This window comes from Citrobacter sp. CF971, assembly GCF_006385635.1.
Classification (GTDB): domain Bacteria; phylum Pseudomonadota; class Gammaproteobacteria; order Enterobacterales; family Enterobacteriaceae; genus Citrobacter; species Citrobacter freundii.
Genome location: NZ_CP041051.1, coordinates 685,345 through 708,875, shown reverse-complemented (window position 1 = coordinate 708,875; position 23,531 = coordinate 685,345). Strand labels below are relative to the sequence as shown.

17 protein-coding genes, 1 tRNA gene and 2 pseudogenes are annotated in these 23,531 nt (G+C 52.1%); 10 read left to right on the top strand and 10 right to left on the bottom strand.

Annotated elements, in window-relative coordinates; all coding sequences use genetic code 11:
• Window positions 1-6: 6 nt before the first annotated feature.
• Both E6P06_RS06885 and E6P06_RS06880 read right to left on the bottom strand, forming a co-directional pair.
• Window positions 7-877 (bottom strand): annotated as a pseudogene (locus E6P06_RS06885) (IS3 family transposase); the annotation flags it as partial.
• Window positions 878-944: 67 nt separating this feature from the next.
• Window positions 945-1,451 (bottom strand): toll/interleukin-1 receptor domain-containing protein, encoded by a 507-nt coding sequence (locus E6P06_RS06880; protein WP_226807884.1) that lies wholly within the window; start codon window positions 1,449-1,451, stop codon window positions 945-947.
• Between the two features lie 289 nt (window positions 1,452-1,740).
• Here E6P06_RS06880 and E6P06_RS06875 point away from each other — a divergent pair, with 289 nt between their 5' ends.
• The 4 genes and pseudogenes from E6P06_RS06875 to E6P06_RS27940 all read left to right on the top strand — a co-directional run.
• On the top strand, window positions 1,741-5,154 hold the full coding sequence (locus E6P06_RS06875) for a DEAD/DEAH box helicase family protein (protein ID WP_110249105.1): 3,414 nt from the start codon (window positions 1,741-1,743) through the stop codon (window positions 5,152-5,154).
• Between the two features lie 60 nt (window positions 5,155-5,214).
• Window positions 5,215-6,849, top strand: coding sequence for a class I SAM-dependent DNA methyltransferase (locus E6P06_RS06870; RefSeq protein WP_110249106.1), 1,635 nt, complete (start codon window positions 5,215-5,217; stop codon window positions 6,847-6,849).
• Window positions 6,846-8,060, top strand: a complete 1,215-nt coding sequence (locus tag E6P06_RS06865; protein ID WP_199991792.1) for a restriction endonuclease subunit S — start codon at window positions 6,846-6,848, stop codon at window positions 8,058-8,060. The genes E6P06_RS06870 and E6P06_RS06865 overlap by 4 nt, the downstream gene beginning before the upstream one ends.
• Window positions 8,061-8,273: 213 nt before the next feature.
• A pseudogene (locus E6P06_RS27940) lies at window positions 8,274-8,525 on the top strand (5'-nucleotidase); the annotation flags it as partial.
• 119 nt (window positions 8,526-8,644) lie between these two features.
• Here the strand turns inward: E6P06_RS27940 and E6P06_RS06855 are convergent.
• Both E6P06_RS06855 and E6P06_RS06850 read right to left on the bottom strand, forming a co-directional pair.
• On the bottom strand, window positions 8,645-9,910 hold the full coding sequence (locus tag E6P06_RS06855) for an integrase arm-type DNA-binding domain-containing protein (RefSeq protein ID WP_110249107.1): 1,266 nt from the start codon (window positions 9,908-9,910) through the stop codon (window positions 8,645-8,647).
• A 186-nt stretch (window positions 9,911-10,096) separates the two neighbouring features.
• Window positions 10,097-10,181 (bottom strand) — tRNA-Leu (locus tag E6P06_RS06850).
• A 220-nt stretch (window positions 10,182-10,401) separates the two neighbouring features.
• Between E6P06_RS06850 and E6P06_RS06845 the strand changes: the two genes are divergently transcribed.
• Together E6P06_RS06845 and E6P06_RS06840 are read left to right on the top strand one after the other, a co-directional pair.
• Window positions 10,402-11,421, top strand: a complete 1,020-nt coding sequence (locus E6P06_RS06845; protein WP_040230316.1) for an NAD(P)-dependent alcohol dehydrogenase — start codon at window positions 10,402-10,404, stop codon at window positions 11,419-11,421.
• Between the two features lie 147 nt (window positions 11,422-11,568).
• Entirely contained in the window at window positions 11,569-13,071 is a 1,503-nt protein-coding gene (locus E6P06_RS06840) for a helicase HerA-like C-terminal domain-containing protein (RefSeq protein ID WP_003839633.1), read from the top strand.
• 101 nt (window positions 13,072-13,172) lie between these two features.
• On the opposite strand, the gene lptG is transcribed toward E6P06_RS06840, so the two are convergent.
• From lptG to E6P06_RS27935, 3 genes are all read right to left on the bottom strand, one after another.
• Window positions 13,173-14,255 (bottom strand): LPS export ABC transporter permease LptG, encoded by a 1,083-nt coding sequence (gene lptG / locus E6P06_RS06835; RefSeq protein ID WP_003025875.1) that lies wholly within the window; start codon window positions 14,253-14,255, stop codon window positions 13,173-13,175.
• Entirely contained in the window at window positions 14,255-15,355 is a 1,101-nt protein-coding gene (lptF, locus tag E6P06_RS06830; RefSeq protein ID WP_003839630.1) for an LPS export ABC transporter permease LptF, read from the bottom strand. The genes lptG and lptF overlap by 1 nt, the downstream gene beginning before the upstream one ends.
• A gap of 62 nt (window positions 15,356-15,417) precedes the next feature.
• On the bottom strand, window positions 15,418-15,468 hold the full coding sequence (locus E6P06_RS27935; RefSeq protein ID WP_212723231.1) for a hypothetical protein: 51 nt from the start codon (window positions 15,466-15,468) through the stop codon (window positions 15,418-15,420).
• 153 nt (window positions 15,469-15,621) lie between these two features.
• Between E6P06_RS27935 and pepA the strand changes: the two genes are divergently transcribed.
• The 4 genes from pepA to E6P06_RS06810 all read left to right on the top strand — a co-directional run bounded on the left by pepA (window position 15,622) and on the right by E6P06_RS06810 (window position 21,273).
• Complete coding sequence (gene pepA, locus E6P06_RS06825) at window positions 15,622-17,133, top strand: leucyl aminopeptidase (protein ID WP_003025870.1); 1,512 nt, start codon at window positions 15,622-15,624, stop codon at window positions 17,131-17,133.
• 118 nt (window positions 17,134-17,251) lie between these two features.
• Window positions 17,252-17,695: a DNA polymerase III subunit chi gene (holC, locus tag E6P06_RS06820; protein WP_003025862.1), complete on the top strand. Its 444-nt coding sequence runs from the start codon at window positions 17,252-17,254 to the stop codon at window positions 17,693-17,695.
• Window positions 17,695-20,550 (top strand): valine--tRNA ligase, encoded by a 2,856-nt coding sequence (locus E6P06_RS06815; protein ID WP_139935059.1) that lies wholly within the window; start codon window positions 17,695-17,697, stop codon window positions 20,548-20,550. Before holC ends, E6P06_RS06815 begins: the two co-directional genes overlap by 1 nt.
• Window positions 20,551-20,769: 219 nt before the next feature.
• On the top strand, window positions 20,770-21,273 hold the full coding sequence (locus E6P06_RS06810; protein WP_003025856.1) for a GNAT family N-acetyltransferase: 504 nt from the start codon (window positions 20,770-20,772) through the stop codon (window positions 21,271-21,273).
• 26 nt (window positions 21,274-21,299) lie between these two features.
• On the opposite strand, the gene E6P06_RS06805 is transcribed toward E6P06_RS06810, so the two are convergent.
• From E6P06_RS06805 to rraB, 3 genes are all read right to left on the bottom strand, one after another.
• Complete coding sequence (locus E6P06_RS06805) at window positions 21,300-22,130, bottom strand: hypothetical protein (RefSeq protein ID WP_003839625.1); 831 nt, start codon at window positions 22,128-22,130, stop codon at window positions 21,300-21,302.
• A 163-nt stretch (window positions 22,131-22,293) separates the two neighbouring features.
• A complete protein-coding gene (gene miaE / locus E6P06_RS06800; RefSeq protein WP_060855417.1) occupies window positions 22,294-23,052 on the bottom strand; it encodes a tRNA isopentenyl-2-thiomethyl-A-37 hydroxylase MiaE in 759 nt (252 codons plus the stop codon).
• Between the two features lie 51 nt (window positions 23,053-23,103).
• The gene (rraB, locus tag E6P06_RS06795) at window positions 23,104-23,529 is read right to left on the bottom strand and encodes a ribonuclease E inhibitor RraB (protein WP_003025845.1); all 426 of its coding nucleotides are present in this window, start codon (window positions 23,527-23,529) and stop codon (window positions 23,104-23,106) included.
• Between the last annotated feature and the right edge of the window lie 2 nt (window positions 23,530-23,531).

Sequence of the window (23,531 nt, the reverse complement as noted above, 5' to 3'; positions counted from 1 at the left end):
ACCGGCATTATTACTGTCACTGTGGAACATCACTCCGGCGGGTTTACCGCGAGCTTCCCACGCAATTTCCAGCGCTTTGATGTCAGCTTGCTGTCCGGTGAGAATGACATTGCCCAACCCTCAGGTTTCCTTGCGAACAGATCGAGAACAACAGCAAGGTAAGCCCAACGCTTGCCTGTCCAGATATACGTCACATCGCCGCACCACACCTGATTCGGTTCTGTCACTGCAAACTGTCGCTCAAGGCGATTCGGGATAGCGGTGTGTTCATGACCACCACATTTATACCGGTGGGTTGGCTGCTGACAACTCACCAGACCCGGTTCTTTCATGAGCCTTCCGGCAAGCCAGCGTCCCATTCTGAAGCCTTTCAGGGTTGCCATAATCGCGATACTTCTTGCGCCAGCAGAGCCATGGCTGATGTTATGCAGTTCCAGAACCTGACTGCGTAACACAGCTCGCCTGCCGTCTGGCTTTTCGGGGCTTTTTCCCCAGTATTTGTAGCAGCTGCGATGAACCCCGAACACGTGGCAAAGTGTGACCACAGGATACTGCGCTCTGAGTTTCCTGATTAATGAGAACTGTTCAGGGAGTCTGGCATCAAGAGCGCGGTTGTAGCCTTTTTTAATATGTCGTTTTCCATTTCAATGCGTTGTAGTTTTTTCTTCAGCTCACGTATTTCAATCTGTTCCGGGGTTATAGGGGAGGCTTTAGGTATTTTGCCCTGTCGTTCATCCCGCAACTGCTTTACCCATCGCGTCATGGTAGAAAGACCCACATCCATAGCACTGGCCGCAGCTGCAACGGTGTAGTTCTGATCAAGGACCAGTTGAGCGGATTCGCGTTTAAACTCTGCGCTGAAATTTCTTTTTTTCATTGAGGCACCTGTAATGTTCTGAGGTGAGCATATCACCTCTGTTCAGGTGGCCAAATTCAGTGTGCCACTACAGATCAGTAAAATTCTTTGGTAGAGAAAGATTGCTCGAGCGCGGTATAAAGACGGTATCCGTTGCCTGAATTGCCTGAAGCATCGGATTAGCCGAAGCTGGGGCGTGCACAATCTGCAGCGGCTTTTTCGCATCCAAATTGGCAATGGCTCGGGAAACAGCATCGGAGACCTGAGCGTAACCCTCATCATGACTGGCAAACCTGCTTATAGCTTTACCGTCGATTGTCGCTGCCATGATGCTGCCGAATGGCAACTGATGCCAGGCACACTCTCTTAAAATCACCGGAATGACTACCGCCTCGCCTTTTTTATGCCGCTCCAGTGCGTTGGTCATCTCTACCTGATAACAATAGTCAGAAGCGATGAAATCACTGCTAATTAGCAACAGGATAATATCTGCCTGCGAAAAATAGTGGTAGATCTGATGTTCAAACTCTTGCCCAGGAACGATTCGGCGATCGTGCCATGTGGTGATTTTCCCCATTCGCTTCAGCGGGGACAGATGTTTCTCTAGCTCATTGCGTTGTGCTTCATCCGCATGAGAATAGGAAAAACGAGAGTAGTCATAAGGGTGAAATGCTCCTGAACCGTTACTGTATTTAAAGCTATTCTGTGCCCACGGTATAAAAAATCACGCTATTGACTGTAATTAATAGATGCTTGATCTCTTTAAAGTTGTTACATCAGCTCATTCATAGCCACCGTATGCCATCCGGCTCACTTCGTCAGCCAAAATAGTGTGATATTCTTTCCAGAAATCCTGTTGTATCCACGACATAAGGCGATGATTGATGGAGCAGTCTCTCAATTTTGAAATGTTGCGCAGCCAGTGGCCGGAACTGGCAGAACTCGCGTGTATGGCGGAACGCTATGTTCACTCCGATCCGGAAAGCTGTCTGGTCAAGCTGCGCAACTACACCGAATTGATGGTACGTTGGTTATACCGCCAGGAACGGCTGCCTGAAGGCATCAAAGCAAATCTGTATGATTTAATGAACGCCGATGTCTTTACCAGCATGATGCCGGAAGCCATCATCATGAAAATGGATGCGCTACGTATACACGGCAACCGCGCCGCGCACGGCGGACGTATCAAAGCCAAAGATACGTACTGGCTGCTTAAGGAAGCGTATTTATTAGGGGTCTGGCTGTATGTTCGTTATGCCCACGGTAATGTTGATAACTGCCCCAAATTCTCTCTCCCTCCGTTAACACAATCTTCAGGTCGTGCAGATGAAAAACGTCTGGAAGATGCAATCAGGGCTCAAGATGAAAGCCGTGAGCGCGAACTGGCGCTACAACGCGCACTACAGCAAGAGCAGGAAAAGGCCGAACACCTGACTCAGCGCCTGAATGAAGCCAGAGCTCGCAACCAGCATGTTGCAGATATCCTCTCTATTGATGAAGCGGAAACCCGTCGCCGCCTGATTGATTCTCGCCTGCTTGCCGCCGACTGGAATGTAGGGGAAGAGCTTAATTATACCGATCAGGTTACGCAGGAACACCCCGTTAAAGAACAACCTACTGCAACCGGTGACGGTTATGCGGATTATGTCTTGTGGGATGAGGCGCATAAACCGCTGGCGGTGGTGGAAGCAAAAAAAACCAGCATCAATGCCGAGCAAGGACGAATTCAGGCCCGACTGTATGCCGACTGGTTGGAAAAAGAATATGGTCAGCGTCCGGTCATCTTCTACACCAACGGCTACGATATCTGGCTGTGGGACGACCATAAAACCCATGGTTATCCTCCGCGTCGGGTATTTGGCTTCTACAGCAAGGAAAGCCTGCAATACCTAATTCAGCAGCGTGAAACCCGTCTACCGCTGAATAGTGTCCCACACGTTAAAGATAACGAAGGTAAGGCCGTTGCCGGACGTTTGTATCAACTTGAAACTATTGCCCGCGTCAGCGAACGGTTTACCAACAAGTACCGGCAATCGTTAATTGTTCAGGCTACTGGTACAGGCAAAACCCGCGTAGCGATTGCACTAAGCAAACTAATGATTGATGCCCGCTGGGTAAAACGCGTCCTGTTTCTTTGTGACCGAAAAGAGCTACGTAAACAGGCGGCGAATGCCTTCAATCAGTTCACCAATGAGCCGCTGTATGTGGTCGGGAAATCGAAGAAAGCAGACAGGCAGAATGCTAGGATCTACATCGCCACCTATCCCGGCATGATGAAAATCATGGACCATTTTGATGTCGGTTATTTTGATTTGATCATCGCCGATGAATCCCATCGTTCGATCTATAACGTTTACGGCGATCTGTTTAAGTTTTTTGATGCCCTCCAGATTGGCCTGACGGCCACGCCGATCGACATGGTGAGTAAAACCACTTTCGGCCTGTTTGGTTGTGAAGGACGTATCCCTACCGCCAACTACAGCCTGGAAGATGCCATCGCCGATAATAATCTGGTTCCCTATGAAGTTGTTACGCACACCACAGAATTCCTGCGCGAAGGCATCAAACGGGAGAAGTTAAGCGACACACAAATCCGCGAACTGGAAGAACAGGGTATAGATCCCAATACGCTGGAATTTGATGGTAAGGCGCTGGATGAGGCAATTTATAACAAAGACACCAACCGCTATATCCTGCGTAACCTGATGGAAAATGGCCTGAAAGATCGGGACGGCCAGCTGCCAGGTAAAACCATCATTTTCGCCCGGAACCACAAACACGCACTGTTGTTAAATGAATTGTTCGACGACATGTACCCGCAGTTTGCCGGACGCTTCTGCCAGGTCATCGACAACTACGATCCCCGCGCCGAGCAACTGATTGACGATTTTAAAGGGCTGGACGAAAGCACCAACAAAGAGCTGACAATCGCTATCTCCGTTGACATGCTTGATACCGGCATTGATGTACCGGAAATTGTGAATCTGGTCTTTGCCAAACCAGTCAAATCGAAAGTAAAGTTCTGGCAGATGATTGGCCGTGGTACACGCCTCTGTTCAGGGCTATACGGCAATGATGAAAACGGCAAACCGCTGGATAAACAGAAATTCCGCATCTTCGATCACTGGGGCAACTTTGAGTATCACGAGTTGCATACCGAAGAGGCCGAAGTCACAGCGACAAAATCGCTGGCGCAAAAACGCTTCGAAGCGTGGGTTATGCTGGGGGCTGCTGCACAACGTAAGTTCGACAAACAGGCGGTAGATTTAGTCGCTCACCAGCTCCGCGAGCAGATCAACGCGCTGGATGAAAAGTCGATTGCCGTACAGGAAAAGTGGCAGCAAAAAGCGCAGTACAGCGATGAAAAAGTGCTGCGCCAGCTTTCCCCGAAAACACTGCAGGATCTGCTATCTGTCCTGGCCCCGCTGATGCAGTGGCTGGACGTGCGCGGGCAAAGCGATGCCATGCGTTTCGATATGGATATTCTGGCGGCGCAAACTGCCCGTTATAGCAACCCGGAAGAGCTGGATGTGCTCTGGCCGGTCATCGTCGAAAAAGTGGAGCGCCTGCCGCCGCATCTGGCGCAGGTACAACAGCAGGGGCAACGGATTAATCAGCTTCATGATTTAAGCTGGTGGAAGCAGGCCAGCCTGGAAGAGTTGGAGGATATCCGCATTCACCTACGCGGCATCATGCACCTGATGGAAAAAGATCCGACGCCCCGTCCCAGCTCGGTGCAGGTGGATATCACTGAAGATGCAGGCCAGATTCGAACGGAAACCCGCAAAACCAACGTTCGTTCCATTGATTTCAAACTTTATCGCCAGCAGGTTCAGGGCGCATTAGAGCCACTGTTCCAGCAAAACCCGGTGCTGAAGAAAATCCGCAATGGCGAACCGGTAACGCAAAGTGAACTGGATGAACTGGCAAAATTGGTGCTGATACAGAATCCTAACGTCGATATTCGGGCGTTGAAAGAGTTCTACCCGCAAGCAACCGCCAGCCTGGATAAATTGTTACGTACCATTATCGGTATGGACAGTGACGCGGTGGAGGTGCGTTTTGCACAATTCGCTGCCGATAACAGCCTGAGCAGCCCGCAATTGCGTTTCCTTTCGCTGCTGAAAAATCATATCCGTGATTGCGGCACTATCGAGATGAAGCAACTCTTTGAACAGCCGTTCACGCATATTCACCAGGGTGGCGTCGCGGGCGTATTCCCAGACGTGGCACAAATAGCCCGATTACAAAAGATAGTCGAAGAGCTGGGTGTTGTGACCGATACAGTGACGGTATAATACGTTCATGACAAGCCCCGGCAGCGGGGCTTTTGTATTTTTAACAGGGTAAACTTAACAATGATCACCGGTGACTTAAAAAGTAAAATCGACGGACTGTGGGAAGATTTCTGGGTGGGAGGTATCACCAACCCGCTGACCGTTATCGAACAAATCACCTACCTGATGTACTCCCGGATGCTGGACACCCAAGAACAACGAGATGAAAAACGTAAACAAATCGCAGGCGTTGATTTTAAACCACGCTTCGCGCCAGAACAGCAGGAGTTCCGCTTCAGCTACTACAGCAATCTCGGCTCGGATGAAATGATGGACGTGGTGCGCGACGGCGTATTCCAGCATTTCCGTCAGCTTGGGCAAGCGGATAAAACGAAGGCCACGCTGCTGGACAACTTTATGAAAGATGCCCGTCTGGAGATCGTCAAGCCTTCGTTGCTGACCAAAGCGGTAGAGGTCATTAAAAACCTGCCGCTGGATCGTGGCGACACCAAAGGCGACCTTTACGAATACCTGTTAAGCAAGCTGACTACCGCCGGGATCAACGGCCAGTTCCGCACTCCGCGTCACATCATCCGTACCATGGTTGAGATGATGGAACCTAACCCGGCACGTGGTGAAACGATTTGCGATCCGGCCTGTGGCACCGGTGGTTTTCTGGCTGCAAGCTATGAATATCTGCTGGAAAAATATAGCTCACTGGAATCGATTCATGCCGAGATTGGCAGCAACGAACGCGGTGAGTTGGAAGAGCAAAAAATCTTTACTGGCGATCTGCTGACGCCGTGGCGTGACCATGTGGATAACAAAATGTTCCATGGCTACGACTTCGATACCACCATGCTGCGTATTGCCGCGATGAACCTGATTATGCACGGCGTGGAAGAGCCGGATATCCACTATCAGGACACCATGAGCCAGAGTTTCAGCGCTAACTTCCCACAGGCCAGCAAAAACGCCTTTAACCTGATCCTTGCGAACCCGCCGTTTACCGGTTCACTGGATGAGGAAGATATCGACTCCACACTGTCGGCGATGGTGAAAACTAAGAAAACCGAGCTGTTGTTCCTGGCGCGGATTCTGCAAATGCTGAAAGTGGGCGGACGCAGTGCGACCATTGTGCCACAGGGCGTGCTATTTGGCTCCAGCAAGGCGCATCAGTCTCTGCGTCAGGCGTTGGTGGAAAATAACCAACTGGAAGCGGTAATCAACCTACCTTCCGGCGTATTTAAACCTTACGCAGGTGTCGTGACGGCGATCCTAATTTTTACCAAAGGCGGTCAGACGGATGAGGTCTGGTTCTACGATCTGCACAATGACGGTTATAGCTTGGATGACAAACGTAACCCGATAAAAGATAACGATTTACCACATCTGCTGGCAAGCTGGAAGCACTACCGTGCTTTACGTGGTTTACCGGTAGATAACTTTATGGGCGAGAAATTTTCCTCGTTGCTGAAACAGCAGTACCCAGAAGGGATTGATGTTGGTGTTGACTTTAAAGATCGCACCCAAGCGGCCTTTGTGGTGCCGAAAGAGGATATTGCCGCGCAGAAATACGATCTTTCCATCAATCGTTATAAAGAGGTGGTGTATCAGGCTGAGGAGTATGAAGATCCGAAGGTGATACTGAAGCGGTTGATGGGTCTGGAGAAAGAGATTCTGGCGGGTCTGGATGAGTTGGAGGGGATGCTGTGAGTTGGCCGATGGTAAATTTAGGTAACATTGGGAAGTTCAAAGCAGGTTTTGGATTCCCTATAGAGTACCAAGGAAAAAAAGAAGGGGATTACCCTTTCGCTAAAGTTGGTGATATATCAGCTATAGTAAGAAGCGGTCATAAAAATATTTCTCATGCTGGGAATTATATTGACAAAGATATACTTGGCAATTTAAAAGCTAAAACCATACCCAAAGGAACTATTGTTTTTGCAAAAATTGGAGAAGCGATTAAGCAAAATTTTCGAGCTATTACTACCGTAGAAATGGTAATAGATAACAATGTAATGGGGCTAGTTCCTGATAATAATCTCGTTGATACTAATTATCTATTTTATTTTATGCGATCACTAGATCTTTACCAATTTTCTGGTGCAACTACCATTCCAGCATTACGTAAATCAATGCTAGAAAATATTCAAATACCATTACCACCATTGAGTGAACAAAAACGTATCGCTGCTATTCTTGATAAAGCAAATGATATACGCCAAAAACGCGAACAAGCCATTGAACTGGCTGATGATTTTTTGCGTGCTACGTTTCTGGAGATGTTTGGCAACCCTGTGTCTAATCCAAAAGGGTGGAAGGTAAAACCTTTAAAAGAACTCTCTGTAAGAATAGCTAGTGGTTCTACACCTAAAGGTGGGAGCAAGGTTTATGTTGATAAAGGTATTACCTTTTTTAGAAGCCAAAATATTTGGAAAAATGATATCAGGCTAGATGATGTCGCGTACATTGATGAAAAAACCCATAATAGTCTAAAAAAAAGTAGTCTAAAACATAAAGATATATTGATGACTAAAACGGGGCGATTCAACACAGAAAACAGTAGCCTTGGTCGTGCCGCTTTGTTTTTAGGTGATGATGACAGTGCAAACATCAATGGACATGTTTATTTGATAAGATTAAAGGCAGGGGTTTTACATGAATTTATTGTATATATTTTGACTTCGAATGAATATCGTGAACATATTCGTGAGGTTTGTGTTGGTGGAATAGATAAAAGACAACTGAATAAGGATCATATCGAAGATTTCCCTATTATCTGTCCGCCAGATGATCTCCAAATGGAGTTTATGAGGAAGGTAAATTCCATTCAAAAAATACGCTCAAATGCTATGACTGGGTTAAAAGAGGTTACCCCTCTATTTAACACACTCAGCCAAAAAGCTTTTTCTGATGGATTTTAAAAAGTGGGTATGTTCGGTGAAACTCAGATAAATCTACCACCGGTAGCCACCAGTTTGAATCTGGTACGATTTGGCGATCTGTACCACACTAATTATCTTTTTAGTGCACACCATACTGGTAGTATACTGTAGCAAAATTAGAGTCTAGTAGGGGCTAGAAAGGAGTAACCTAGCCTCTGCTATTCTGCTAAAAAAACAGCAAAACTTTAGGGTCAATTACTAACCCGTGTTGAATATTCACCTGTCAGCATTGTATTGCACTGATGACGGCCAGAAATAGCCCATCAGAAATACACGTCATTAAAACGCTGAGAGGCTGGGGAGATATGTCGATGAGTTTTTTCTCGGAGGTATGGAGAAAACAAAAGTTCTGAAGCGTTTAAACTACGTATTTTCTTTGATGATCAGAATGTCCACTTATATTCTACGGCGAAGGTGGTCCGAAAGATTACTAAAAGTGAATGATTTGTTTTACCGAGATACTTACATGATAACAATGGTAAAAATACAGCGACCAACCAGTCCTAAGCGGGCTGGTTGGTCTTTTTAATTTAAACATCAACCGAGAAATAAAGACATTCAACTCACACGCCATTACCCCGATTGATCTTCGCATAGTCAAACGGCGTAATCGCTCTCACCCGATTCGCATCCAGAAAATCAGCCCACCACTGCAACATCAGCTTGCGCTCATCCAGATGTTCTGCTTTATGGATATACGCCGCCCTCACCGTATTGCGTTCCATATGGCTCATCTGCCTTTCCACCGCATCCTTCGACCATAGTCCTGACTCAATTAACGAACTACAGGCCATTGTACGGAAGCCGTGGCCGCAAACCTCAACCTTAGTATCATATCCCATCACCCGTAGCGCACTGTTTACGGTATTTTCACTCATTGGCTTACGCGGATCATGATCGCCAATAAAAATCAGCTCATGTTCACCACAAAACTGTTTTATCTGCTTCAGGATCGCCAGCGCCTGCTTTGAAAGAGGTACCAGATGCGGTGTACGCATCTTTGAGCCTCGCTGAGAATGTTTCACATCAGGAATAGGCTCTCGCTCAGGCGGGATGGTCCACATTGACGTTTCAAAATCGATCTCTGACCAACGAGCAAAACGCAGCTCACTGGACCGAATAAAGATAAGCAGAGTGAGTTCTGTCGCCCAGCGGGTTAGCGGTCTGCCGGTATAGCCGTCTACTTTCTCAAGAAACTCAGGGATGCGCTTTAATTCCAGCGCCGGGCGATGTTGTCGATTACTGGAAGCAACCGCCCCAGCCATCTCTTGTGCTGGGTTATAATCAATTAACCCACTTTGCACTGCATAACGCATGATGGCCGTAGTGCGTTGTTGAAGACGGGCAGCAACCTCAAGACGTCCAGACATCTCCACGGCTTTAATGGGTGCTAATAAATCACGCGTTTTTAACTCAGTGATATTACGCTCACCAAGCACTGCGAAGAGATTATCTTCTAGGCTTTTTAGCACACGATGGGCGTGATCTTCAGACCACTTTTTATTGGTGCCATGCCACTCGATCGCCACCTCTTTGAAGGTTCGTGCTTTACTCTGTTCAACCTTATCATTTTTCTTTTTGTCTCCCGGATCGACGCCATTCGCTAGCAGCTTACGCGCTTCGTCACGACGTGCTCTGGCATCCGCCAGTGTGATTTCAGGATAAACCCCAAGTGCCAACATCTTTTGCTTGCCGTCATAACGGTACTGCAAACGCCAGTACTTAGAACCATTAGGATGGACAAGCAGGTGCATACCGCTGCCATCGGTCAGTTTGTATTGCTTATCCGTTGGCTTGGCTGTTCTGACCTTGATATCTGTTAACGCCATGCTTATCCCCTCCCTGTTGGTACAAGCATTATCGAATCGGAAATACCATCATCTATACCAACATGTGTTGGTAGATGTACGTTGATGTTGGTTGACCTTGAGAGAGTTAATATAGCGGGAAAGGTAGATAAATACTGGACTTTAGACATAAAAAAAGACCTCAATTGAGGTCCATTTACATGCTTTTGGTGCCGAAGGCCGGACTCGAACCGGCACGTATTTCTACGGTTGATTTTGAATCAACTGCGTCTACCGATTTCGCCACTCCGGCACGGAAGGGATGCGGAAAACGTTGTGGATTATACCTGTCGTGCGCCACCATGCAAGCGCCAGCGTGTGTCTGGCTCGCTAAGTGTTGAAAATTTCAGCATTACCTTTCTTACCTGTAACCATCATCACAGTTTACCCGCTTCTTAATCCCCCCTTCTGCGAAGCGTCCCGTTTCCCCATGCTCTACACTTCCAGTTCAACACCACACTGAGGGAAACACGATGTCGATGATAAAAAGCTACGCTGCAAAAGCGGCGGGCAGCGAACTCGAACTCTATGAATATGATGCGGGCGAGCTTAAGCCGGAAGATGTCGAAGTCCAGGTCGATTACTGCGGTATCTGCCATTCCGATTTGTCGATGATCGACAACGAATGGGGGTTCTCTCAGTATCCGCTGGTTGCCGGGCATGAGGTGATTGGTCGCGTGGCGGCGCTCGGCAGCGCGGCGCAGGATAAAGGTCTGAAGGTTGGTCAGCGCGTCGGTATTGGCTGGACGGCGCGCAGTTGCGGGCACTGCGACGCCTGTATCAGCGGTAATCAGATTAACTGCCTGGAAGGCTCCGTTCCCACTATTCTCAATCGCGGCGGCTTTGCCGAGAAGCTGCGGGCCGACTGGCAGTGGGTGATCCCGCTGCCGGAGAGTATCGATCTGGCGGCCGCTGGCCCATTATTGTGCGGCGGCATTACGGTGTTCAAACCGCTGCTGATGCACCATATCACCGCCACCAGCCGCGTCGGGGTGATCGGTATCGGCGGGCTGGGGCATATCGCCATTAAGCTGTTGCATGCGATGGGCTGCGAAGTGACCGCGTTCAGCTCCAATCCGGCGAAAGAGCAGGAAGTGCTGGCGATGGGAGCGGATAAGGTGGTCAACAGCCGCGATCCGGATGCGCTAAAAGCGCTGGCGGGCCAGTTCGATCTCATTATTAACACAGTTAACGTCGATCTCGACTGGCAGCCCTATTTTGAAGCGCTGGCCTACGGCGGTAACTTCCATACCGTCGGCGCAGTGCTGAAGCCGCTGCCGGTACCGGCATTTACCTTAATTGTCGGCGATCGCAGCATCTCCGGTTCGGCGACCGGTACGCCATTCGAGCTGCGCAAGCTGATGAAGTTTGCCGGGCGCAGCAAGGTGTCGCCTACCACCGAGCTGTACCCGATGTCGCAAATTAACGAAGCAATCCAGCATGTGCGTGACGGCAAAGCCCGCTACCGCGTGGTGCTGAAAGCCGACTTCTGATCGTCTTTGCCGGGAGGCGTAAGCTTCCCGGCTATTCTCCCCGCTATTCCAGGCAGGTAAAATTCTCCTCACAATCTCCGCAATTTAGCGGTGAAGAGTGCGTCACGGTTGCCTATACTCCAGGCAGGATAAATGGAGGAAATCTCAATGAGCGCACCCCTGCTAATTGCCCGCACGCCGGACACCGAACTGTTTTTACTGCCAGGCATGGCCAACCGTCACGGGCTGATTACCGGCGCGACCGGGACCGGTAAAACCGTCACACTACAAAAGCTGGCCGAATCGCTGTCCGGGATTGGCGTACCGGTATTTATGGCCGATGTGAAAGGTGATTTAACCGGCGTGGCCGAGGAAGGACAAGCCTCTGAAAAGCTGCTCGCCCGCCTGAAAAACATCGGCATTACCGACTGGCAACCGCATGGTAATCCGGTCACGGTGTGGGATATCTTCGGCGAAAAGGGTCACCCGGTGCGAGCCACGGTATCTGACCTCGGACCGCTGCTGCTGGCCCGTCTGTTGAATCTCAACGACGTTCAGTCCGGCGTGCTGGATATTATCTTCCGCATTGCCGATGACCAGGGCCTGCTGCTGCTCGATTTCAAAGACCTGCGGGCCATTACTCAGTACATCGGCGATAACGCTAAATCCTTCCAGAATCAGTACGGCAATATCAGCAGCGCTTCGGTCGGGGCTATCCAGCGCGGACTGCTGTCGCTGGAGCAGCAGGGAGCGGCACACTTCTTTGGCGAACCGATGCTGGACATCAAAGACTGGATGCGTACCGACGCCAGCGGCAAAGGGATGATTAATATCCTCAGCGCCGAGAAGCTCTACCAGATGCCCAAACTGTACGCCGCCAGCCTGCTGTGGATGCTCTCAGAACTGTACGAACAGTTGCCGGAAGCGGGCGATCTGGAGAAGCCAAAACTGGTGTTCTTCTTTGATGAAGCGCATCTGCTGTTCAACGATGCCCCGCAGGTGCTGCTGGATAAAATCGAACAGGTGATCCGTCTGATCCGCTCGAAAGGGGTCGGCGTGTGGTTCGTCTCGCAAAACCCGTCGGATATTCCGGACAACGTGCTTGGTCAGTTGGGGAACCGCGTGCAGCACGCCCTGCGCGCGTTCACGCCGAAAGATCAGAAAGCAGTGAAAACCGCGGCGCAAACCATGCGCGCCAACCCGGCATTTGATACCGAAAAAGCCATTCAGGAGCTGGGAACCGGCGAGGCGCTGGTGTCGTTTCTGGACGCCAAAGGCAGCCCGTCGGTGGTTGAACGGGCGATGGTGATTGCGCCGTGCTCACGGATGGGACCGGTGACGGACGACGAGCGCAACGGGCTGATTAATCACTCTTCGCTGTACGGCAAATATGAAGAAGATATCGACCGAGAGTCCGCCTATGAACGTTTACAGCAAGGCGTGCAGGCCAGTACCGAGCAGCAAAATACGCCTCCCGCCAACGGTAAAGCGGTCGAGGTGGATGGCGGTATCCTCGGTGGATTGAAGGATATTTTATTTGGCAGCACAGGGCCGCGCGGCGGCAAGCGTGATGGCGTGGTACAGAGCGTGGCGAAAAGCGCGGCGCGACAGGTTACTAATCAGATAATCCGCGGCATGTTGGGGAGTTTGATGGGCGGGAGAAAACGCTAGCCCGTATTACGTTGCCGGATGGCGGCTTAACGCCTTATCCGGCCTACGGGTCCGGAGTAGGCCTGAAAAGCGCAACGCCATCAGGCCTACGATTACTGTGATTACGATTTACGCAGCATCAGCCACAGGCTTATCAGGAAGAAGCTGGCGCTTGGCAGCAGCGCACCGATAATCGGCGGAATGCCGTACACCAGCGTCAGCGGGCCAAAGATTTGGTCCAGCACATAGAACACAAAACCGAAGCTAATCCCCGTCACCACACGCACACCCATCGGGACGCTACGCAGCGGACCAAAGATAAACGACAGCGCCATCAGCATCATGACCGCCACTGACAGAGGCTGGAAGACTTTGCTCCACATATTGAGCTGGTAGCGTCCGGCATCCTGGCCGCTCGACTTCAGGTACTTCACATAGTTATGCAGACCGCTAATCGACAGCGCGTCAGGATCCAACGCCACGACGCCGAGCTTGTCGGGCGTCAGGTTGGTTTTCCAGGTGCCGCTCACCGTTTGCGAACCGGTGATTTGTTTCGGATCGGTCAGGTTGGATTCATCCACCTGCGACAAACGCCAGACCTTCTGCTCCGGGTCAAACGTCGCGCTCGCAGCGTAGCGTACAGACTGCAGACGGCGCTTGTCGTTAAACGAGTAGATGCTAATCCCGCCCAACTCGGCCTCGCCTTTCACCCGCTCGATGTAGACAAAGCTGTCACCGTCTTTCGCCCACAAACCCTGCTGGGTAGAGAGCAGCGAGCCGCCGTACATCTGCTGCGCACGGTAGTTACGCGCCATCTGTTCACCCTGCGGTGCGACCCATTCGCCAATGGCCATCGTCAGCAGCACCAGCGGAATCGCGGTTTTCATCACCGACAACGCCACCTGCATACGGGTAAAGCCAGAAGCCTGCATCACCACCAGTTCACTGCGCTGGGCCAGCATGCCCAGCCCCAGCAATGCTCCCAGCAGCGCCGCCATCGGGAAGAAGATCTGGATATCTTTCGGCGCACTGAGCAGGGTATACAGCCCGGCGCCCATCGCATCGTAGCTCCCCTGCCCGGCTTTTTTCAGCTGGTCAACGAACTTGATGATCCCGGAGAGCGACACCAGCATGAACAGCGTCATCATGATGGTGGTGAAAATGGTTTTACCGATATAGCGGTCAAGTACACCAAAAGGCTGCATTATACCGCTCCTTTACGCATAAAACGGGCACGCAAGCGGCGCATCGGCACCGTATCCCAGAGGTTAAGCACAATCGCCAGCGCCAGATAAGCCAGGTTAACCACCCACATCCAGAACACCGGATCCAGCTTACCTTTACCACCGTTCGACTTCAGCGATGTCTGAACCAGGAAGAACAGCAAATAGAGCAGCATTGCTGGCAGCATCGACAACACGCGACCCTGACGCGGGTTTACCACGCTCAGCGGTACAACCATCAGCGCCATCATAAATACGGTGAATACTAACGTGATACGCCAGGTCAGCTCCGCGCGGGCGCGATCGGTGTCGGTCGCCAGCAGCGTACGCATGGTCATCTGTTCGGTATCGTTTGGATCCAGCGCCACGGCCTGATGGCCGATAATCGCCTGATAATCCTGGAAGTCGGTAATGCGGAAATCGCGCAGCAGCGCGGTACCTTCAAAGCGCGTCCCCTGGTTTAGCGTCACAACCTGAGAGCCATCGCGCAATTGGGTAAGATGTCCGGAATCGGCTACGACGACCGAAGGACGAGCGTTGCCTTTCGGGCGGATTTGCGCGAGGAACACGTCTTTGAAGTTGCTGCCGTCAACGCTTTCGATAAACAGCACCGAACTGCCGTTGGTCGCCTGCTGGAATTGCCCCTGAGCAAGCGCCGCCATACCGGGGTTCGCTTTCGCCTCCGCCAGGACTTCGTCCTGATGTCTGGAGGACCACGGTCCGGCCCACATCACGTTGACCGCCGCAATAATACTGGTAAACAACGCCAGCACCATCGCCGCTTTAACAAGCACAGCCTTGCTCAGCCCACAGGCATGCATGACCGTAATTTCACTTTCGGTATACAGTTTGCCCAGCGTCATCAGCAGCCCGAGGAACAGGCTTAAGGGCAAGATAAGTTGCGCCATTTCTGGCACGCCCAGCCCCAGCAGCGAGAGCACCAGATTTGCCGGGATATCACCGTCAACAGCCGCACCAAGGATCCTGACCAACTTTTGACAAAAGAAGATCAAAAGCAGGATGAATAGGATCGCAAGTTGGCTTTTGAGCGTTTCCCGAACCAGATATCTTATGATTATCACTTTAAATACGCCCGTAAAAACCCGTCTTTTGCCGGAATTTAGCTTGTTTCATGGCTTAAACGTCATTTATTCTCTTGAGTCGTCGAAATCGTCGCTAAGATCATTATACTCAACGGATCCACCTCTCAGAAATTGTTCTGACGTGCCAATGCCGTAATAACGTTAAGATTAACACGAAGTCACCGCAACAGCGGGTATGAGTTACGAAAGCTTGCAATTCTATCCGTAGCCACCGCCGTTGTCTTTAAGATTCAGGAGCGTAGTGCATGGAGTTCAGTGTAAAAAGCGGTAGCCCGGAGAAACAGCGGAGTGCGTGCATCGTCGTGGGTGTCTTTGAACCACGCCGCCTCTCTCCGATTGCAGAGCAGCTCGACAAGATCAGCGACGGGTACATCAGCGCACTGCTGCGTCGTGGCGAACTGGAAGGCAAACCGGGTCAAACCCTGTTGCTGCACCATGTTCCTAACGTTCTGTCTGAGCGAATTCTCCTTATTGGTTGTGGCAAAGAGCGCGAACTTGATGAGCGCCAGTACAAGCAGGTCATTCAGAAAACCATCAATACGCTGAATGATACTGGCTCAATGGAAGCCGTCTGCTTTCTGACTGAGCTTCACGTCAAAGGGCGTAATAACTACTGGAAAGTGCGCCAGGCCGTTGAGACGGCACAGGAAACGCTGTACAGCTTTGACCAGTTGAAGACCAACAAAAGCGAGCCGCGTCGCCCGCTGCGTAAAATGGTCTTCAACGTGCCGACCCGCCGCGAGCTGACCAGCGGTGAGCGTGCGATCCAACACGGTCTGGCAATCGCCGCTGGCATTAAAGCGGCGAAAGATCTCGGCAACATGCCGCCAAATATTTGTAACGCTGCCTATCTGGCTTCTCAGGCGCGTCAGCTGGCAGACAGCTACAGCAAAAATGTTGTAACCCGCGTGATCGGCGAGCAGCAGATGAAAGAGCTGGGTATGCACTCTTATCTCGCCGTCGGTCACGGTTCGCAGAACGAGTCGCTGATGTCAGTCATCGAGTACAAAGGCAATCCGTCCGAAGACGCGCGTCCGATTGTGCTGGTCGGTAAAGGGTTAACCTTCGACTCCGGCGGTATCTCCATCAAACCTGCCGAAGGCATGGATGAGATGAAGTACGACATGTGCGGCGCAGCGGCAGTGTACGGCGTAATGCGCATGGTGGCCGAGCTTCAGTTGCCCATCAACGTCGTCGGCGTACTGGCGGGCTGCGAAAATATGCCGGGTGGCCGCGCGTATCGCCCAGGCGACGTGCTGACCACTATGTCTGGTCAGACCGTTGAAGTGCTCAATACCGACGCCGAAGGCCGTCTGGTGCTGTGCGACGTGTTAACCTACGTCGAGCGCTTTGAGCCGGAGGCGGTGATTGACGTTGCGACCCTGACCGGCGCGTGCGTGATTGCTCTGGGCCATCACATCACTGGCCTGATGTCGAACCACAACCCGCTGGCGCATGAGCTGATCGGTGCGTCCGAGCAGGCTGGCGACCGCGCGTGGCGTTTGCCGCTGGGTGATGAATACCAGGAGCAGTTAGAGTCTAACTTTGCGGATATGGCGAACATCGGCGGACGTCCTGGCGGCGCCATCACCGCTGGCTGCTTCCTGTCACGCTTTACCCGTAAGTACAACTGGGCGCACCTGGATATCGCTGGTACCGCATGGCGTTCAGGGAAAGCCAAAGGCGCAACCGGTCGTCCGGTCGCGTTACTGTCGCAGTTCCTGCTCAATCGCGCGGGTTTTAACGGCGAAGAGTGATGTAAAACGCCGGGTGGCGGCTTCGCCTTACCCGGCCTACAACGTCACTCAACCGTAGGCCGGGTAAGCGTAGCGCCACCCGGCTTTGCATTTAAATCCACCACAAGAAGCCCCATATATGAAGAATGCGACGTTCTATCTTCTGGACAACGACACACAACAAGATGGTTTAAGCGCCGTCGAGCAACTGGTGTGTGAAATTGCCGCAGAACGTTGGCGGGCTGGCAAGCGCGTGCTTATCGCCTGTGAAAACGAAAAGCAGGCTCTTCGACTGGATGAAGCCCTGTGGGCAAGACCGGCAGAAAGCTTTGTTCCGCATAATCTGGCGGGCGAAGGCCCCAGAGGCGGCGCGCCGGTAGAGATTGCCTGGCCGGAGAAACGCAATAGCAGCCCGCGCGACCTGCTCATCAGTTTGCGCGTTGGCTTTGCAGATTTTGCCACCGCTTTCACAGAAGTGATAGACTTCGTTCCTTACGAAGATTCTTTGAAACAATCGGCACGCGATCGCTACAAAGCTTACCGCGTGGCTGGTTTTAACCTGAATACGGCAACCTGGAAATAATGGAAAAGACATACAACCCACAAGATATCGAACAGCCGCTTTACGAGCACTGGGAAAAGCAGGGCTATTTCAAACCTAACGGCGATGAAAGCAAAGAGTCCTTCTGCATCATGATCCCGCCGCCGAACGTCACCGGCAGTTTGCATATGGGTCATGCTTTCCAGCAAACCATCATGGATACCATGATTCGCTACCAGCGCATGCAGGGTAAAAACACCCTGTGGCAGGCTGGTACCGACCACGCGGGTATCGCTACCCAGATGGTGGTTGAGCGTAAGATTGCCGCTGAAGAAGGTAAAACCCGTCATGACTACGGTCGCGAAGCGTTTATCGATAAAATTTGGCAGTGGAAAGCGGAATCCGGCGGCACCATTACCCGCCAGATGCGCCGTCTGGGCAACTCCGTTGACTGGGAGCGCGAGCGTTTCACTATGGACGAAGGTCTTTCCAATGCCGTGAAAGAAGTCTTTGTTCGCCTGTACAAAGAAGACCTGATTTACCGTGGCAAGCGTCTGGTCAACTGGGACCCGAAACTGCGCACCGCTATTTCTGACCTGGAAGTGGAAAACCGCGAGTCTAAAGGCTCGATGTGGCACATCCGCTATCCGCTGGCCGACGGCGCGAAAACCGCAGACGGTAAAGATTACCTGGTCGTCGCCACCACCCGTCCGGAAACCATTCTGGGCGACACCGGCGTGGCCGTGAATCCGGAAGATCCGCGCTATAAAGATCTGATCGGCAAATTCGTTATTCTGCCTCTGGTTGACCGCCGTATTCCGATCGTCGGCGACGAACACGCCGATATGGAAAAAGGCACCGGCTGCGTGAAGATCACGCCTGCGCACGACTTTAACGACTATGAAGTCGGTCGTCGTCACGCCCTGCCAATGATCAACATCCTGACCTTTGACGGCGACATCCGCGAAACCGCGGAAGTGTACGATACCAAAGGCGAAGAGTCTGACGTTTACTCCAGTGAAATCCCGGCTGAGTTCCAGAAGCTGGAACGCTTTGCCGCGCGTAAAGCGATCGTCGCTGCCATTGATGCGATGAGCCTGCTGGAAGAGATCAAACCTCACGATCTGACCGTTCCTTACGGCGACCGTGGCGGCGTGGTTATCGAACCGATGCTGACCGACCAGTGGTACGTCCGTGCCGACGTGCTGGCAAAACCGGCGGTTGAAGCGGTTGAAAACGGCGACATTCAGTTCGTACCGAAGCAGTACGAAAACATGTACTTCTCCTGGATGCGCGATATTCAGGACTGGTGTATTTCCCGTCAGCTGTGGTGGGGTCACCGTATCCCGGCATGGTATGACAACGACGGCAACGTATATGTTGGCCGTACCGAAGATGAAGTGCGTCAGGAAAACAACCTCGGCGCCGACGTTGCGCTGCGTCAGGACGAAGACGTTCTGGACACCTGGTTCTCCTCCGCGCTGTGGACCTTCTCTACCCTGGGCTGGCCGGAAAATACCGACGCGCTGCGTCAGTTCCACCCAACCAGCGTTATGGTTTCCGGCTTCGACATTATCTTCTTCTGGATTGCCCGCATGATCATGATGACCATGCACTTCATCAAAGATGAAAACGGCAAGCCGCAGGTTCCGTTCCATACCGTCTACATGACCGGTCTGATTCGCGACGACGAAGGCCAGAAGATGTCCAAATCCAAGGGCAACGTTATCGACCCGCTGGATATGGTCGACGGTATCTCACTGCCGGAGCTGCTGGAGAAACGCACCGGCAACATGATGCAGCCGCAGCTGGCCGAGAAGATTGCCAAACGTACCGAGAAGCAATTCCCGAACGGCATCGAGCCGCACGGCACCGACGCCCTGCGCTTTACCCTGGCGGCGCTGGCTTCGACCGGCCGCGATATCAACTGGGATATGAAGCGTCTGGAAGGTTACCGTAACTTCTGTAACAAGCTGTGGAACGCCAGCCGCTTCGTGCTGATGAACACTGAAGGAAATGATTGCGGCTTCAACGGCGGCGAAATGACCCTGTCTCTGGCAGACCGCTGGATCCTCGCTGAATTCAACCAGACCATCAAAGCGTACCGCGAAGCGCTGGATAACTTCCGCTTCGATATCGCCGCGGGCATCCTGTACGAGTTCACCTGGAACCAGTTCTGCGACTGGTATCTGGAGCTGACCAAGCCGGTAATGACCGGAGGAACTGATGCTGAACTGCGCGGCACCCGCAATACGCTGGTGACCGTGCTGGAAGGTCTGCTGCGCCTGGCGCACCCGATCATTCCGTTCATCACCGAAACTATCTGGCAGCGTGTGAAGGTGATTTGTGGCAACACCGCAGATACCATCATGCTGCAGCCGTTCCCGGAATATAACGCGGCTCAGGTAGATGAAGCGGCGCTGGCCGATACCGAATGGCTGAAGCAGGCGATCGTTGCCGTACGTAATATTCGCGCGGAAATGAACATTGCCCCGGGCAAACCGCTGGAGCTGCTGCTGCGTGGTTGCAGCGCGGATGCGATGCGTCGTGTAAACGACAACAAGAGCTTCCTGCTGAACCTGGCGCGTCTGGAAAGCATCACCGTGCTGCCAGCCGATGACAAAGGTCCGGTCTCCGTGACCAAAATCATCGACGGCGCCGAGTTGCTGATCCCGATGGCTGGCCTCATCAACAAAGAAGATGAGCTGGCGCGTCTGGCGAAAGAAGTGGCAAAAATCGAAGGTGAGATTGCCCGTATCGAAGGCAAACTGTCTAACGAAGGTTTCGTTGCCCGCGCACCGGAAGCGGTCATCGCCAAAGAGCGTGAGAAGCTGGACGGTTACGCAGAAGCCAAAGCGAAGCTGATTGAGCAGCAGGCAGTTATCGCCGCGCTGTAATCATCGTGCCTGTACGTTTGCCGGATGGCGCTTGCGCTTATCCGGCCTACGGGCACCGTCAACGTAGGTCGGATAAGTGTTGCGCATCCGACGCCGCAGACAATAAAAGCCTCTGACGCATATGCTCAGAGGCTTTTTATTGAATTATCCTCGCTTGCGCTTCCCCTCACCGCAGTGGTATTAACTGCATATGTCTCACTTTTATGTCATGAGTTCGCTATGAGTGCCATTACCTCCGTCGCGGCAACGCTGCGCCGAATTTCTGCCGATGATAACGCCGCAATTGCCCGCGTTATCCGCAAAGTTTCCGCTGAATACGGCCTGACCGCCGATAAAGGCTACACCGTTGCCGACCCTAATCTGGACGAATTGTTCCAGGTTTACAGCCAGCCGGGCGCGGCCTACTGGGTGGTTGAGCAAAACGGTGAAGTCGTGGGCGGCGGCGGTGTTGCACCGTTAGGATGTAGTGAACCAGACATTTGCGAGCTGCAAAAGATGTACTTCCTGTCGAGTGCGCGCGGTCAGGGGCTGGCGAAAAAACTGGCGCTGATGGCGCTTGAACATGCCCGTGAGCAAGGTTTTAAGCAGTGCTATCTTGAGACCACGGCTTTTCTGACTGAGGCAATTCGCCTGTATGAGCATTTAGGCTTTGAGCATATCAGCGAAGCGCTGGGCTGTACCGGGCACGTAGATTGTGAAGTGCGAATGTTAAAGCCCCTCTGACCTTACGCCGAGAGGCTTTAACCGCGTTACTGCATCTCGGCTGAGAGCATCAGTCGAATAACGCCAGCCGCGCGAGCGGTTGGCAGCTTCAGCACCTGTGACCATAAATCTTGCACCATTTCACAGGCGACTTTCTCTTTGCCCACGCCTTTACTCGGATCGGCCATGATTTGGATATCCGGTCCAAAGCGCTGTACCAGCCCCGGACTGATGGATTGCAGATCCTGAAGCGCCAACTGTTTTTCTTCCGCCGTAACCGTATGTTTGTTCGGGCCATAGGCCGCGTGCATCATACTCATGTCGCTGGCCATACGACGGTTCATGAGCTCGCGCGGAATAATACGCACCGGGTTAATCCCGCCTTTCACTGCCGGGAACAAAAAGCGAAAACATTCGTCATTGCCCACTTTTGCCACCGCGGCAATCTGCTCGAGATTAATCTTCATATACTCGATCACGTTGGCATCAGGCGCCTGCTGCAAACGCGCCATCTGTACCTGTAGGATCTGCGGCTGAATAGCGTCGATAATCTGTTGCTCGCTTTTCCCCGCCTCTTTCAGCTGCGTTGCCTGGGTGAGGATGTTCTGCCACAGCGCTGGCTCCTGTTCCTTAAGCACCTGATAAACGGGCATGGACAGCATCGCGTTTTCAAATTTCTGCGCATCTGTCAGACCATAATCCGGGCTTTCGCGTGGGATCAGGTAGTGCACATCAAACAGATTCCACGCGATAATCGCCACCACAAAGACCACCGCGCCTGAGACCTTGCCCAGCCAGCCTTTTTTGCGAAACATGCCGACGACGATAGCAATCACCGCCCCGATATAACCTGCCAACAAAACGTGTGCCCAGTTCATTAACCATCCTTATGCCAAATCGTCTCTGTTACAGGGATATATTTCCCCTTCGATGTTTTGATTATTACGGCAGCAGCGAGCTATTTCCAGCCACCAGATTTTGCTAACAGAAACAGGAAGGATTAAACCGCGCGGCGATGGGCACGCGCGTCAAAGAAAGGAACTAAGCTGGCACACCGCTGTGAAAGCGGAATTCATCGTCAGGAGAGGTGATCAACGCGGCTTCTACTTCGCCAAAAAACTGCACCCGGCTACTGATATCATCGGTTGAAACCTGCTGCGCCAGCGCCAGGTAATCCTGATAGTGCCGCGCTTCAGAGCGCAGAAGCGACAGATAAAACGCCTGTAAATCGGCTTCAAGGTACGGTGCCAGCGCGGCGAAACGCTCGCAGGAGCGGGCTTCGATATAGGCTCCACAAATCAGCTTATCGATAAGCGTCAACGGCTCGTGGGTACGAACCTCTTTGAGCATGCCTTTCGCGTAGCGGCTGGCGGTGATTTTGACGTAGGGAATGTTGCGATGCTGCATCGCCTCACGCACCTGCCAGAAATGATGCAGTTCTTCTTTGATCAGCAAAACCATGCTGTCGATAAGCTTACGTCCCCACGGGTCGTCGGTTTGCGGCATCACGCTTTTGCTTATCTGTTTATTCAGCGCGATAAAATCCGGCTCATCCCCTTCTCTGAAAGCAAACGCTTCATAGGGTTTCAGCCAGTCCAGCAGCGCCTGAGATCCCTGTTTATCTGCGACATACTTACGCACCAGCAGCATCGCCGTTTGCGCCGCTTTCAGCTCACAGACGAGGTGGTCGGTCAATAACAGAGGCAGATTAGCCGGGTCTCGCGCTTTATCAAGCCAGGCCTGAGGCGTTTTACAGTGCAGGAAATTGTGGATCGGGGAGAGTATTTGCAGATAATCCATACATTGTCCTTGGCCTGCGGCAGCCTGGGCTACCGCAGGTCAGTAGATGACTTAGTGACGCACGCCGTCATCATCTTCGTCGACGAGATCTTCATCGTCGCCGTCTTCACCTTCTTCGCCGTTCGGGTCTTCAAAATAGGTGCCCCAACCGTCGTATTCCACATCATATTTTTCAGCCAGGTTCATCAGCTGCTCAACCTGAGCATCGATCAACTCCGCATTCAGTGCACATTCGCTCAAAATGTCACAGCAAATAACCGTGTCGCCTTCTTCCACTTCCAGCTCTTCCGGCTCGGTCACTTCATAACCCAGCTTGAAGGCTTCTACTGCCGCTTTTTCCAGGGTTTCGAAGTCATCCGCGGAAAGGTGATGCTCAATGGTGTACAGCGCGTCTGGATCGCTGCCATCTTCGAGTAACTCTTCAATAATCAAGCGCGTTTCTTCACGCTGTTCTTCCAGTAGTTCCGGGTTTGCCATGG

What these genes read in the sequence shown, in the direction of transcription:
- E6P06_RS06855 (WP_110249107.1), bottom strand. Translation starts at nt 9,910, where the DNA reads ATGGCGTTAACAGATATCAAGGTCAGAACAGCCAAGCCAACGGATAAG.
- E6P06_RS06805 (WP_003839625.1), bottom strand. Translation starts at nt 22,130, where the DNA reads ATGAACTGGGCACACGTTTTGTTGGCAGGTTATATCGGGGCGGTGATT.
- miaE (WP_060855417.1), bottom strand. Translation starts at nt 23,052, where the DNA reads ATGGATTATCTGCAAATACTCTCCCCGATCCACAATTTCCTGCACTGT.
- E6P06_RS06840 (WP_003839633.1), top strand. Translation starts at nt 11,569, where the DNA reads ATGAGCGCACCCCTGCTAATTGCCCGCACGCCGGACACCGAACTGTTT.
- rraB (WP_003025845.1), bottom strand. Translation starts at nt 23,529, where the DNA reads ATGGCAAACCCGGAACTACTGGAAGAACAGCGTGAAGAAACGCGCTTG.
- E6P06_RS06810 (WP_003025856.1), top strand. Translation starts at nt 20,770, where the DNA reads ATGAGTGCCATTACCTCCGTCGCGGCAACGCTGCGCCGAATTTCTGCC.
- E6P06_RS06875 (WP_110249105.1), top strand. Translation starts at nt 1,741, where the DNA reads ATGGAGCAGTCTCTCAATTTTGAAATGTTGCGCAGCCAGTGGCCGGAA.
- lptG (WP_003025875.1), bottom strand. Translation starts at nt 14,255, where the DNA reads ATGCAGCCTTTTGGTGTACTTGACCGCTATATCGGTAAAACCATTTTC.
- E6P06_RS06845 (WP_040230316.1), top strand. Translation starts at nt 10,402, where the DNA reads ATGTCGATGATAAAAAGCTACGCTGCAAAAGCGGCGGGCAGCGAACTC.
- holC (WP_003025862.1), top strand. Translation starts at nt 17,252, where the DNA reads ATGAAGAATGCGACGTTCTATCTTCTGGACAACGACACACAACAAGAT.
- E6P06_RS06815 (WP_139935059.1), top strand. Translation starts at nt 17,695, where the DNA reads ATGGAAAAGACATACAACCCACAAGATATCGAACAGCCGCTTTACGAG.
- E6P06_RS06870 (WP_110249106.1), top strand. Translation starts at nt 5,215, where the DNA reads ATGATCACCGGTGACTTAAAAAGTAAAATCGACGGACTGTGGGAAGAT.
- pepA (WP_003025870.1), top strand. Translation starts at nt 15,622, where the DNA reads ATGGAGTTCAGTGTAAAAAGCGGTAGCCCGGAGAAACAGCGGAGTGCG.